11 protein-coding genes are annotated in these 13,629 nt (G+C 59.5%); 1 reads left to right on the forward strand and 10 read right to left on the reverse strand.

Annotation, left to right across the window (positions count from 1 at the left end; genetic code table 11):
- Positions 1-7: 7 nt before the first annotated feature.
- From A6U86_RS06265 to A6U86_RS06305, 9 genes are all read right to left on the reverse strand, one after another.
- The gene (locus A6U86_RS06265; RefSeq protein WP_068387336.1) at positions 8-337 is read right to left on the reverse strand and encodes an RcnB family protein; all 330 of its coding nucleotides are present in this window, start codon (positions 335-337) and stop codon (positions 8-10) included.
- A 326-nt stretch (positions 338-663) separates the two neighbouring features.
- Positions 664-1,695: an L-glyceraldehyde 3-phosphate reductase gene (mgrA, locus tag A6U86_RS06270; RefSeq protein WP_068387339.1), complete on the reverse strand. Its 1,032-nt coding sequence runs from the start codon at positions 1,693-1,695 to the stop codon at positions 664-666.
- Between the two features lie 70 nt (positions 1,696-1,765).
- Positions 1,766-2,899, reverse strand: a complete 1,134-nt coding sequence (locus A6U86_RS06275; RefSeq protein ID WP_068387342.1) for a Gfo/Idh/MocA family protein — start codon at positions 2,897-2,899, stop codon at positions 1,766-1,768.
- A gap of 11 nt (positions 2,900-2,910) precedes the next feature.
- Positions 2,911-3,672: a sugar phosphate isomerase/epimerase gene (locus tag A6U86_RS06280; protein ID WP_068387345.1), complete on the reverse strand. Its 762-nt coding sequence runs from the start codon at positions 3,670-3,672 to the stop codon at positions 2,911-2,913.
- 78 nt (positions 3,673-3,750) lie between these two features.
- The gene (locus tag A6U86_RS06285; protein WP_068387348.1) at positions 3,751-6,213 is read right to left on the reverse strand and encodes a glycoside hydrolase family 2 protein; all 2,463 of its coding nucleotides are present in this window, start codon (positions 6,211-6,213) and stop codon (positions 3,751-3,753) included.
- Positions 6,214-6,271: 58 nt separating this feature from the next.
- The gene (locus tag A6U86_RS06290; RefSeq protein ID WP_068387350.1) at positions 6,272-7,363 is read right to left on the reverse strand and encodes an ABC transporter ATP-binding protein; all 1,092 of its coding nucleotides are present in this window, start codon (positions 7,361-7,363) and stop codon (positions 6,272-6,274) included.
- A 3-nt stretch (positions 7,364-7,366) separates the two neighbouring features.
- On the reverse strand, positions 7,367-8,263 hold the full coding sequence (locus A6U86_RS06295; RefSeq protein WP_068387352.1) for a carbohydrate ABC transporter permease: 897 nt from the start codon (positions 8,261-8,263) through the stop codon (positions 7,367-7,369).
- Positions 8,264-8,275: 12 nt separating this feature from the next.
- On the reverse strand, positions 8,276-9,166 hold the full coding sequence (locus A6U86_RS06300; protein WP_068387355.1) for a carbohydrate ABC transporter permease: 891 nt from the start codon (positions 9,164-9,166) through the stop codon (positions 8,276-8,278).
- A 90-nt stretch (positions 9,167-9,256) separates the two neighbouring features.
- The gene (locus A6U86_RS06305) at positions 9,257-10,495 is read right to left on the reverse strand and encodes an ABC transporter substrate-binding protein (protein WP_068387357.1); all 1,239 of its coding nucleotides are present in this window, start codon (positions 10,493-10,495) and stop codon (positions 9,257-9,259) included.
- Positions 10,496-10,958: 463 nt separating this feature from the next.
- On the opposite strand from A6U86_RS06305, the gene A6U86_RS06310 reads away from it, so the two are divergent.
- Entirely contained in the window at positions 10,959-11,990 is a 1,032-nt protein-coding gene (locus A6U86_RS06310) for a LacI family transcriptional regulator (protein ID WP_068388015.1), read from the forward strand.
- Positions 11,991-12,055: 65 nt separating this feature from the next.
- On the opposite strand, the gene gndA is transcribed toward A6U86_RS06310, so the two are convergent.
- Complete coding sequence (gene gndA, locus A6U86_RS06315) at positions 12,056-13,483, reverse strand: NADP-dependent phosphogluconate dehydrogenase (protein ID WP_068387360.1); 1,428 nt, start codon at positions 13,481-13,483, stop codon at positions 12,056-12,058.
- Positions 13,484-13,629 lie beyond the last annotated feature (146 nt).

Here is a 13,629-nt window from a genome sequence, read left to right on the forward strand (position 1 = left end):
GTCGAAGCTAGCGAGCCTCATGCACCTTGGAAATCAGGCCGCTGGTGATGCCCACGAGAAGGATGCTGCCGTTGATGCGAACCCAATGATAGCCGCGCGGCGGCGCCGTCAGATGGTTGGCGCGAAAATCGATCTCGGTGGCGCGGCGGCGATCGGAAGCCGACAGACGACGACCCTTGACCCAGCCGCCCTTGCGGACAACCACCCTCTTCTTCACCACATCCTTCTCAACCGCGGCTGGCTTGTTGGCAGGCGGTGCTTGCTTGACTTGAGCTTCCGCAGCCAACGGCATCGCCAGGATGGACGCCGCCAGAAGGACGGTGAAGAGTCTTTTCATTGGTTGTTTCCTCGATTCAGAATTTGCGCGCGAACTTATCCTCACGGACATGAAGCGAATCTGACGGTTGGGTTACAATTCTGTAATGAAAACGCTGATCTTGTGTGGATATTCTCGAATATCGCTGTAGGTAGCGCTACCAGGCCCAACGTCGGCCATGCCCGGATACTTCCGCTTTCCGCAAGCACCGACGGTAACCTCGGCACATTTCCTTCGCAAGCCGGATATTTTCGTCAGGCAAACGCCTGCTACGCACCCGCGCCGGCGCGGCCCCGGCACAGACAAACAAAAACGCCCGGAACCGGGTTCCGGGCGTTTCAGGATGATCAATCCCGCTCGGCTGATTTGGCCCAGAGATTGACGTCGGCCTCGCGGGCGTAAACATCGATCTCCTTCAGCTCTTCCGCCGTGAATTCGAGATTGTCGAGCGCCTTGACGCAATCAACGATCTGCGAGGAGCGGCTTGCGCCGATCAGCGCCGAAGTGATCCGGCCACCGCGCAGAACCCAGGCAATCGCCATCTGCGCCAATGTCTGGCCGCGCTTCTCGGCGATCTCGTTGAGCTTCTGGATGTTCTCGATGATCGACGGACGAATGAAGTCGCGCTTCAGGAAGTGGTTCTGGGCGGCGCGGCTATCCTGCGGAATGCCACCGAGATACTTCGTCGTCAGCATGCCCTGTGCAAGCGGCGAGAAGACGATCGAGCCGACGCCGAGATCTTCCAGCGTATCCACCAGGCCATCATCCTCGACCCAGCGATTGAGCATGGAGTAGCTCGGTTGATGGATCAGGCACGGCGTGCCCAGATCCTTGAGGATTGCGGCGGCCTCGCGCGTGCGCTGTGAATTGTAGGAGGAGATGCCGACATAGAGCGCCCTGCCCGAACGAACGATGTGATCGAGCGCGCCACAGGTTTCCTCGAGCGGCGTATCCGGGTCGAAGCGGTGCGAATAGAAGATGTCGACATAATCGAGGCCCATGCGCTTCAGGCTCTGGTCGCAGGAAGCGATCAGATACTTGCGGCTGCCCCACTCGCCGTAAGGACCGGGCCACATGTCGTAGCCGGCCTTGGACGAAATGATCAGCTCATCGCGCAGGCCGGCGAATTCGGTGCGCAGGATCTCGCCGAAAGCCGTCTCGGCGCTGCCGGGAGGTGGGCCGTAATTATTGGCAAGATCGAAGTGAGTGATGCCCAGATCGAACGCCGTGCGGCACATGTCTACCTTGCGGTCATGCGGGGTGTCGCCACCGAAATTGTGCCAGAGCCCGAGCGAAACTGCCGGGAGCTTCAGGCCGGAGCGGCCGACCCTGTTGTATTTCATTTTCGCATAGCGGTCGGATGCCGGTTGCCAAGCCATGATGATTATTCCTTCGAGATGAAAAAACGCGCGGGTTGTTCACCCGCGCGCAAACTAGCTTTTCCTGCGCTTACTTCAAGAGCGCTTGCGCCTCTTCGATGCCGAGTGCCGCCGGCTGCGTGCAGGTGGTGGTCAGATCGATGAAGCGGTTTTCCGCACCCGATCTCAGGATCGACGTCATGACGTCAACACCGTGCAGCGTGCGGTCGAGCGAGCAACGCGCATCGCGACCGTCGATCAGCGATGCGGCGAGGTCGGCAAGACCGGCTGTGCGGTAGTTGGCGCGAGCGCCGCTCGGGCTTTCCTGATTGGCGATGCCGAAAGGATGCGCCCAGTTCTCAAGCGGTTTGATGTCCTTGTCACGACCGCTGGCCTCGACGGTGCCGCCGAAGAAGTTCGGGTCGGGCACGTATAGCGAGCCCTCGGTGCCGTATAGCTCCATATTGGCATGGCGATGCGACCACACATCCCAGCTCGCGGTGAGCGTGATGTTCGCGCCGCTGACAAACTCCAGCAGTGCCTGGATCGTCGTCGGCGTCTTCACCGGAATGGTCTCGCCATTGCGCGGCTGGCTGGTGATGGTGCGGGTTTCCGACGCCATGGACGTCATGGCACCAACGCGCTTTACCGGGCCGATCAGGTTGATCAGGTTGGCAATGTAGTAGGGACCAAGGTCGAGGATCGGTCCGCCGCCCGGCAGGAAGAAGAAGTCCGGGTTCGGATGCCACATTTCCATGCCCGGGCTCATGACATGGCAGGAGCCCGAGGTGATGCGGCCGATACCGCCGTCATCGATGAACTTGCGCGCAAGCTGATGCGCGCCGCCGAGGAAGGTATCGGGAGCGCAGCCGACGGCCAGCCCCTTTTCCTTGGCGATCCGCCGCAGTTCCTCACCCTGCTCAAGGGTCAGCACCAGCGGCTTTTCGGAGTAGGCATGCTTTCCGGCTTCGAGAATGCGCTTGGAAACCGGGAAATGCGCGTCCGGAATGGTCAAGTTGACGATAACGTCCAGCTCGTCATTGGCGAGCAGTTCGTCGATGGTCTGGGCCTTGACCTTGTATTCCTCGGCGCGCGCACGCGCCGCATCCATGTTGAGATCCGCGCATGCCAACACCTTCAGGCCTTTGAAGAGCGGTGAAAGCGAGAAGTAGGTCGTTGAGATATTGCCGCATCCGATGATGCCGACGCCAAGTTCCTTAGCCATGTGGAAGTGCCTCAAAAGCTCTTGAAGGATGCGATGGAGCGGGTGATCAGACGATCGACGTCGCTCGGATTGTCATGCTCGATAACGTAGTGCTTGGCCTTGGTGCCGGCCAGCGCCTTGAGCAGCTTTGCCCAGGGAACCGTACCATATCCAAGGTCGGACCAGCCATCTTCATTCTTGTTCTCGCCTGCCGGCGCAATATCCTTGACGTGAACGGCGGTGATGCGCGAGCCGAGCTTTTCGATCCAGGCAAAGGGATCGCCGCCGCCACGGATGACCCAGGCGATATCGGCTTCCCAGGAGATATCCGGAGCGCCTTCGAAGATCTGCTCGATCGGCAGCGAGCCGTCGGCCTGCTTGACGAATTCGAAATCGTGATTGTGCCAGCCGAATTCGAAGCCCGCATCCTTGTAGGGCTTGCTCATTTCCTGCAGGCGCTTGCCGAATGCCAGCCAGCCGGCGGCATCCTTCGGGCGCTCGTCGGCGCCGATATGCGGCGCGTAGATCGAGTCCATGCCGAGCGTCTTGGCGATCGTGAGTGCCTTCTCCACCTGCCCGTCAAGAAAGTCGGGGCTGAAATGGCCGCTGGCCATCACCAGGCCATTCTTGTCGAGCTCGGCGCGCAGGCTCTTCAGGCCCGCCTCGTCCAGATCGGCATAAATGCCGCCAAAGCCTTCGACCTCGGCGTAGCCGGCCTTGCCGAGCTTGACGAAGATCTCCGAATAGGGCTGAAAATTACGGGCGCTATAAAGCTGAAATCCAAGTTTCGTCATCGATAGTCCTCCAATGGCCTCCCGGCCGTCTGTCTTGGGCTTGTCGCCCCGAAAACGCCGCCGTGACGGCGTGATAACTCAATCCACTGATTGGCTGGATTGCAGATCGTAGATGCGGAATGCGGGGACACCGCCGGCCAGCGGTTTAGTCGGCGTAAAGACGATGCGTCGGCTTTCGCCGGCGGCAAGATCGAAGGCATTGTCGGAATAACGCCCCTCGGTCTCGCTCTCGATCATCACGAACAGCGCAAGTCCCTTTGCGGTGACGGTGAGTTCCACCGTGCCGTTCTCTTCCTTCTCCTCCCTCAACACCGACAGGCCCGCTGGCTGAAACTCCAGAGCCTTGTAGGTGCCGTGAACATAATGCCCCTCGCCGCCCATGCCGTTCGATGCGGTGAAATGCCACGCCAGCAGGCAATCGGCCGGCACCTGATCCGCATCGATCGACAATGCAACAACAGCAGCATCCGGCGTGCAGACCGCATGCGCCGTGGTTAAAGGTACCCGCTCGCCGTCAAGCTTCAGCAGCGAGACGGAAATATCGGCCGTGACGTCGGCATTGGTGTCGTTGACCAAAGAGAAACGGATGGTCTTGTTGTCTTCCGACGGGATCGCCGCGACCGATACGGGCTGGAAGAAGCGCCGCACCAGATAGTGCATCACCTTCCACCGGCCGCCGTAATCGAGGCTCGACCATGATGCCACCGGCCAGGTGTCGTTGAGCTGCCAGTAGATAGTGCCCATGCAATGCGGCTTCAAAGACCGCCAATATTCCACCGCCGTCTTGATGGCGAGACCCTGCTGGACCTGGCTCAGATAGACGAAGTTCGGGAAATCCTTCGGGAAGCGGAAATAGCGGAACATCGTGCCGGCAATGCGCTCGTTGCCGCCGGCATTCTTCTGGTGCAGCTCCATGACCGGAGAAGCGATGTTCATATCCTTCGCCTCGGCATAGGTCTTGATCACAGGCAGCGACGTGTAGGACTGGAAGCCGAATTCCGAGCAGAAGCGCGGGCGCACGGTGCGGTAATTGTCGAAGGACTTGTTCTCGTGCCAGACCGACCAATAGTGCATGTCGCCCGAGCCATCGGCATGCCAGGCATCGCCGAAATTCAGATAGCCCGATGCCGGGCTCGACGGCCACCAGATCGCGTCCGGCGCGGCCTTATTCATCGCCTGCTCGATCGTCCTGTTCAGACGATCGTAGGAGACGAGGTAGCGGTCGCGATCCTTACGGGATTCCTCGAACCATGTGAGCGCGCCGACCAGTTCATTATCGCCGCACCACAGCACGAGCGACGGATGCGTTGCCAGCCGGCGAACCTGATAGGTAACTTCCGCTTCAACATTCTCCAGGAAATCGCCCGTGGACGGATAGAGATTGCAGGCGAACATGAAGTCCTGCCACACCATCAGGCCGAGACGGTCACAGATGTCGTAGAACCAGTCATGCTCGTAGAAGCCGCCACCCCAGACGCGGATGATGTTCATGTTGGCGGCCGCCGCCGATTGCAGCAGATCCTCGGTCAGCTCCGGCTTGGAGCGCGAAAACAGCGCGTCAGCCGGAATCCAGTTGGCGCCGCGGGCAAAGATCTCGCGGCCGTTCACCTTCAAGGCAAAGCGGCTGCCGGCCTCGTCCTCGTCGGTGATCAGCTCGACCGTCCGCAGACCGATCTGCCGCGTAACGGTCTCGAAATTCGTCTCCACGGACAAAGCGTAGAGGGCTTGCTCGCCATTGCCGGCCGGCCACCAGAACCTGGGCTTGTCGACATGGAAGACATGGGTGATCGAGGTCTCGCCAGCATTGACGCCGACATCGAGGCGCACCCGCTCGTCATCCAGCTCGAAATAAAGCTGCGCGACGCCAGTTCCCTTGGCAAAAAGCGCTACCGTCACCTTCAGATCGACAGAACCGTCGTCATTGTGGATCTGTTGGATGACGACATTCTCGATGCGGGCGATCTCGAGCTTCTTCAGCGCGATCGTGCCATAGAGCCCGAGAGGTGCAATGGCGATGTTCCAATCCCAGCCGAAATGGCATTGCGGCTTGCGCAGCATGTTACCGTTCGGGATCGGCGAATTGCCGGTGCTATAGGGAATATAGAACGGCTGCTTCGCCTGCCGCTCCGCTCCCTCTGTGATGCTCGAATGCAGGACGATGCGAATGCTGTTCTCGCCCGTCTTCAATGCCTTCGAGACATCGGGGCGATAGCGCTGGAAGCAATTGTCGGCTTCGAGCACGAGCGCGTCATTGACATAAACACTTGCGACTGTGTCGATATAGTCGATATCGAGATACCAGTCGCCACCGGTGTCATCGAGGGTGAAGCTGCGTGTCAGCTGCCAATCCTGCTTGGCCACCCATTGAACGAGCTCCTCGTTCCGGCCGAAATATGGGTCGGGAATGAGGCCTTCCGCATTCAGTGCGGCATGGACATCACCGGGCAGAGACATGGAGAGGGAATGATCGCTGTCGGGAGATGTGAGCCTCCACGCGCCAGCCAGATCGACGGTGAAATTATCATTGAGCGAAGACGACATCGGACCTCCTCGGACCGCTGCAAGGTGGAGGCGGCAAGACCGCCTCCAGGGCATAGGATCATATTCTGAGTTCTGTCTGCGCATCAAAGAGCGATGCGAGAGACATGTCAAAGCCGAGCTTCACGCCTGTACCGGGGCCAAACCGTCTGCTGCCGTTGACGCGCACCGACAGGGTGTGGCCGGCATGCTTCAGCCAGAGCAGATTGTCGGCGCCCATCGGTTCTTCGATATCGACGGTCGCGTTGTGAACCTCAGCACCCGGCGCCAATTCCTCGTTGACCTTGATGTGCTCGGGACGCACGCCAAGCACGACCTTGCGGCCCGCCTGCAATGTCTCGCCCGCCCTGTAGCCATCAAGCGAGAACAGCACGTCGTTGGTGGCAAACACCACCTTGCCTTCGCGGTTCACCAGTTCGCCCTTGAGGAAGTTCATCGAAGGCGATCCGATGAAGCCGGCAACGAAGAGATTGCGCGGCTCGTTGTAGATCGTCGTGGGATCATCGAGCTGCATGATGACGCCGTTCTTCATGATCGCGATACGGTCGGCGAGCGTCAGAGCCTCGATCTGATCGTGGGTGACGTAGATCATCGTATTTTTCAGCGACTGGTGCAGCCGCTTGATTTCCACGCGCAGCTCAGAACGCAGTTTCGCATCGAGGTTCGACAAGGGCTCATCGAAGAGGAAGACATCGACATCGCGCACCAGTGCGCGGCCGATGGCCACACGCTGGCGCTGACCGCCCGAAAGCTCGGCCGGCTTGCGCTTCAGGAGCGGCTCGATCTGCAGGATCTCGGCGGCACGCGCGATACGCTTCTTGATCTCGTCGTTCGGCACCTTGGCGACACGCAGGCCGAAGGACAGGTTCTTCTCGACCGACATCTGCGGATAGAGCGCGTAGGACTGGAACACCATGCCGATGCCGCGGTCCTTGGGCTCCTCCCAGGTGACGTTCTTGCCCTTGATGAAGATCTGGCCCTCACTGATATCAAGCAGGCCGGCAATGCAGTTGAGCAAGGTCGACTTACCGCAGCCGGATGAGCCGAGGAGTACCAGGAACTCGCCGTCATTGATCTCGAGATTGAGATTTTTCAGAACGTTGACCGCACCGAAATTCAGCGAAAGGTCTTTGATGGAAACGCTGCTGTTCATGGGTCAACCCTTCACTGCGCCGGCGGCGATGCCTCGGACGAAGAGCCGTCCGGACACGAAATAGACGATAAGCGGCACCGCGCCGGTGAGAAGCGTTGCGGCCATGTTGACGTTGTATTCCTTCACGCCCTGAACGGCGTTGACGACGTTGTTGAGCTGCACGGTCATCGGGTAGTTCTGCGTGCCGGCGAAAATGACGCCGAACAGGAAGTCGTTCCAGATGCCGGTGATCTGGATGATGATGCCGACGACGAAGATCGGCAACGACATGGGCAGCATGATGCGCAGGAAGATCTGCCAGAAGCCTGCACCGTCGACGCGCGCCGCCTTGAAGAGCTCAGGCGGAAGCGAGGCGAAATAATTGCGGAACAGCAACGTGTTGATCGGCATGCCGAAGATCGTATGCACGAGCACGATGCCGCCAAGCGTCGCGAACAAGCCGAGTTCGCGCAGCACCATGACGAGCGGATAGAGCATGACCTGATACGGAATGAAGGCCCCGAATAGCAGGATGGTGAAGAAGACTTCCGATCCTTTAAAGCGCCAGTTGGCCAGCGCATAGCCGTTGACCGAAGCAACGGCGATCGAGACGATGACGCTCGGAACGAGGATCTTCACCGAATTCCAGAAGCCGACCTGGATGCCGTGGCAATAGAGACCGGTGCAGGCCTGCGACCAGGCTTTCACCCATGGCTCGAAGGTGATTTCCATCGGCGGCGCAAAAATGTTGCCGAGGCGTATCTCAGGCATGCCCTTGAGCGAGGTGACGATCATCACATAGAGCGGCAGCACGTAGTAGAGCGCGGCAAGCCCGAGAAAGCCGTAGAGCATGATTGTGCGCGGCGCGAAGCGGCGCTTGGGTTTTGCGCCCGAAGGCTCGATTGCGGTGGCAATTGCCATTTGATGCCTCCCTTATCTGCGCTTCTGGCGGAACTCGTAGAGAGCCCACGGCACGACGAAGATGAACACGGTGACCAGCATGACCGTGGAGGCGGCAAGTGCCTGCCCAAGGTTCGAACGCTGGAACATGAAGTCGTAGACATATTTGGCTGGCATCTCGGATGCGAAGCCCGGCCCGCCTGCAGTCATCGCGACCACCAGATCGTAGACGCGCACGATGCCCGAAGCGACGATGACGAGCGTGGTGACGAAGACACCGCGCATCATCGGGATGACGACGAAAATATAGGTTCGCCAGGCCGGGATGCCGTCGACACGCGAGGCCTTCCATATCTCGCCGTCAATCCCGCGCAGACCCGCCAGCATCAGCACCATCACCAGACCGGTGCCCTGCCAGAGCCCGGCGATGACAAGCGCATAGAGCACCGTCTTCTGATTGCCGAGCAGCGCAAAATTGAACCAGGTGAACCCCATGTCCTGCGCCAGTTTCGGCAGTCCCAGCGCCGGATCGAGGATCCATTGCCAGACGAGGCCGGTGACGATGAAGGACAGGGCAAAGGGATAGAGAAAAATCGTTCGAAACGTATTCTCGAAACGGATCTTCTGGTCCATCAGCACGGCAAGGACGAAGCCGACGACGAATGCGAAAACGAGGCTAAGAACGCCGTAAATGGCAAGATTGCCGATCGAGACATTCCAGCGATCGGTGCTCCACAGGCGTTGATACTGCGCCAGACCGACGAAGTTCGAGCTGGGCAACAGTCTTGAATCTGTGAACGAATAGATGACGGTCCAGAGCGTGCAGCCCACGAACACAACGATCACCGTCAACACCATCGGAATGGCGGCGATCTTTGCATTCAGGTTGCGGAACAGACCAAATGGCCGGACAGCGTTAGCCATCAATACCTCCGTTGGTGGCGTGCATCGGGACAGGCGAGAACCCTCGCCCGCCCCAAGCCGGCCATCGCGATTGATAGGATGGTCGTCTGCTTACTGCGCTTGCTTGAAGATGGCGGCCTGCTTTTCGATCGCCTCGTCCACCGTCATCTTCGACGAGAAGAACTGCAGTCCGAGGTCGGTCATCTGGCCGCGTGTATCCGGGTCGATCAGCTGGGTCACGCCCGGCACGACGTTGTCCGGATTCTTCAGGATTTCCAGACCCTTCTTCATGCAGCTGCTGGCCGCGCTCAGATCGATATCGCCACGCACCGGCAGAGAACCCTTGGCGAGGTTGAACTTCACCTGGGTTTCCTTGGACACGAGCATGCTGGCAAGCTCGAGCTGCGCCTTGGTGATATCGGCGTTGCTGTTCTTCGGGAAATAGAAGCTGTCGCCGCCGGTATCGAGCAAACCGTTGAAGCCGAGACCCGGCAGGCAATCGTAGTCCTTGCCGGCGACCTGCTTGGCAACGCCAAACTCACCCTGCGCCCAGTCGCCCATGATCTGCGCGGCAGCCTTGCCGGTGATGACCATATTGGTGGCGACGTTCCAGTCGCGGCCGGAATAGCTCTCGTCAACCAGATCGCGAGCCTGCGCGAAAGCGTCCCAAACCTTGCGGTTTTCGGGGCTCTTCACGGCGTCGGCGTCTTTCTTCTGATAGATCGCCAGATAGGTTTCCTTGCCGCCGATACCGATCTGCATGACGCTGCGCATGCCGTCGACCTGCCACGGAGCACCGGTCGCGAGCGGAACGATGCCCTTTTCGCGCAGCTTCGGCGCGTCGGCGACGAATTCATCCCAGTTGGCCGGAACCTTCATGCCATTATCTTCGAAGACATGGCGGTTGACCCACATCCACTGCCAGGAGTGGATGTTGAGCGGTACGCAATAGACGCGGCCCTCATAGGTGCAGGACGCCAGCAGGCTTGCCGGGCGAATGATATCCTTCCAGTGTTCCTTTTCAGCCAGATCGGTCAGATCGGTCATGAGGCCGGCCTTGACCAGCTCTTCGGCGTCGCGGCCGGTATTCAGCTGTGTGGCGCCCATCGGATTGCCGCCCAGAATGCGGCTGACGATCAGTGGCGTTGCCGTCGAGCCGGATCCGGCGATCGCGCCGTCGACCCAGTGATCCTTGCCAAGCGCATTGTACTGCTCGGCTAGAACCTTCACCGCGGCTGCTTCACCGCCCGATGTCCACCAATGCGTTACCTCAAGATCGGTCGCATCGGCTGAAAAGGCTGGAATCGCGACAGATGCAAGCAAAGCGGCAGCCATCAAACGAATATTCATGAGTTCTCCTCCCTCACTGAAACGTTGCCGGAAAAACGTAGTCGAATCATTTTCCGTACGCAACCGCCAGCCAGTGATTTTTTCCACGATCGCCGATTATACAACCTTAAGATAGTATTCCGCCTGTGGAAGATGCGGACACCCCAGCCTTCGATCAAAGTCGAAGCGATTGAGAATCATCAATTAAACTATTGATTTTATTTCGAATAAACTAAGAAATCCACCAAAAAGCCACTCGGCGTCGCATCGAAAATGAGAAATTGCTCACCCGAGGATAGCAATACAACCATTAGGCATGTCAACGGTAGACAGGTCTAAAATAGTGCTCGACATTCGCACTGTATCGTTACAGTTTTGCTCATTGACGGAGGAACCATGGCATTGCACCTATGCTTGCGGCATCGGCGTGAGCAATATAAGCGGATTGGCCGCAGGAGGCGGCCGGGAGGCGAGCTTGTACGAAATGGACAATAAGAAAATTTCAGGAAGCGGTCCGCAATCTCCACCGGAGCGGCCTACTCTGAAGACGATCGCCTTCATGACGGGGCTTGGAATTACCACCGTTTCGCGCGCCTTGAAGGATGCTCCCGATATCGGCGCCGAGACCAAGGAACGGGTACGCATGGTTGCCCGACAATTGGGCTATCAGCCGAACCGCGCCGGCGTGCGCCTGAGAACCGGCAAGACCAATGTCATCGCGCTGGTGCTCAGCATCGACGAGGAAATCATGGGCTTCACCAGCCAGATGGTCTTCGGGATTTCCGAGGTTCTCGCGGGCACGCAATATCACCTTGTCATCACGCCGCATTCGCACAGCAAGGATCCGCTGGTTCCCGTGCGCTATATCCTCGACACCGGCTCGGCGGATGGCGTCATCATCTCACGCACCGAGCCGGACGATCCGCGCGTTCGGTTGATGGACGAACGTGGCCTGCCCTTTGCCACGCATGGTCGCACGGACATGGGCATCGTTCACCCCTTCCACGACTTCGACAACGAGGCCTTCACCCATGAGGCCGTTCGGGCGCTGGTCGCCAAGGGCCGGCGTCGCCTGGCGCTGCTGCAACCGTCCAGCAAGCTCAGCTATTACGCCCACACGCGCATCGGCTTCCAGATCGGCCTGCACGAATATGGCGCCGAGGAGATACCTCTGAGAGTCACCACCGATGCGCCGCTGGCCGATATCAGGGACAGCGTCGAGGCATTGATGCGTTCCCCGCATCCACCTGACGGCATCGTCTGCTCCAGCGGCGGCGGCGCCATTGCCGTCAATGCCGGCATCGAAGCTGCCGGTTTTCGTCTCGGCCGCGATATCGACATGGTCGCCAAGCAATCGACCGACGTGCTGAACTGGATCCGTCCGGAGATCATCACGATCTACGAGGATGTCCGCCATGGTGGTCGGGAGCTGGCAAAGGCTGTCATCGCCCGCATCGACGGCATAGAGCCGGAGCTGCTGCAGAGCATCAGCTCGCCTGTCTGGCCCAAGAGCTGACGGGAATGAAAAGGCCCGCCGGATCGCTCCGGCGGGCCTTTTAATGCTGCACTCTATCGAGCTTCTCAGCCCTGAGCGCCGCTGCCCCATGGGCCGTGATGGATGTCCTTGCCGTCGACGCGGTCGAAGCCGTGTGCGCCGAAGAAGTCGCGCTGGGCCTGGATCAGGTTGGCGGTGCCGCGAGCCTGGCGATAGGCGTCGAAATAGGTCAGTGCCGAAGCCAGCGCCGGAACCGGCAGGCCGGTAGCGGTTGCGGCCGAAACGATGCGCCGCAGCGACGGAATCGATTCCTTGACCATGTCAGCGAAGGCAGGCGTGACGATCAGGTTTGCCGCATCGGGCGCCTTGGTGAAGGCGCTGGTGATCTCGTCGAGGAACTGCGAACGGATGATGCAGCCGGCACGCCAGATCTTGGCGATGACAGGCATCGGCAGCGACCAGTTGAATTCCTTCGAAGCCTCGGCCATGACGGCGAAGCCCTGCGCGTAGGCGCCGATCTTGGCGGCAAACAGCGCAAGCTCGAGATCCTTCAGCAATTCAGGACCAAAGGCGGTCGGGAACTTGTAGTCCGGCGTGCCGAAGATCTTCTCGGCAGCTTCGCGCTGGCTCTTGATGGCCGAAAGGCTGCGGGCTGCAACGGCTGCTTCGATGGCAGTCGCCGGGATGCCCATGTTCTGCGCTTCGATGACAGACCACTTGCCGGTGCCCTTCTGGCCGGCCTTGTCGAGAATGATATCCGGAACAGCATTGCCGGTTGCGGGATCCTTGGCGGCCAGAACCTTCTCGGTGATCTCGATCAGGTAGGAATTCAGGCGGCCCTTGTTCCACTCGCCGAAAATGGAGCTGATCTCGGCGGCGCTCTTGCCAAGACCGTCACGCAGGATGCCGTAGATTTCGGCGATCATCTGCATGTCGGCATATTCGATGCCATTGTGGATGGTCTTGACGAAATGACCGGCGCCGCCATTGCCGAGCCAGGCAACGCAGGGATCGTCGTTGTACTTCGCCGCGATTGAGGTCAGCACCTTTTCGACGCGCTTGTAGGATTCCTCGGTGCCGCCGACCATGATGGACGGGCCGTGACGGGCTCCTTCCTCACCGCCGGAGACGCCCATGCCGATGAATGTTAGCTCGGTATCCTTCAGGCGATCGAAGCGCGCGATGGTGTCGCGGAAATTGGCGTTGCCGGCATCGATCATGATATCGCCCTTATCGAGATAGGGCTGAAGCGCCGCCATCTGCTGGTCGACCGGCTCGCCGGCCTTGATCATGATGATGATCGGCCGCGGCGGGCGGATGGCCTCGACGAACTCTTCGATCGTCTTGCAAGGAATGATCTTGTCCTTGAGCTCGCCTGCATTCGCGTAGAATTCATCCGTCACCTGCGGTGTACGGTTGAACACTGCGATCTTGTTGCCTTTTTCGGCGATGTTGAGCGCCAGATTCGATCCCATCACAGCAAGACCGATCAGCCCGATTTCTGCCTTTTCCACGACAATCCTCCAATGAGCCGTTGACTGCGTCCGGCCCACCCTGAAGATCCGGAAGGCGCAGTAAGATTTGATGTGACGCAATACCGTCGACGCTCCACGCGACCGACAGCATCCCTGCGTTGGGGGTTGTTGTTGCACTCCGGACG

It is taken from the genome of Rhizobium sp. AC27/96 (genome assembly GCF_001692325.1).
Lineage (GTDB): Bacteria > Pseudomonadota > Alphaproteobacteria > Rhizobiales > Rhizobiaceae > Rhizobium.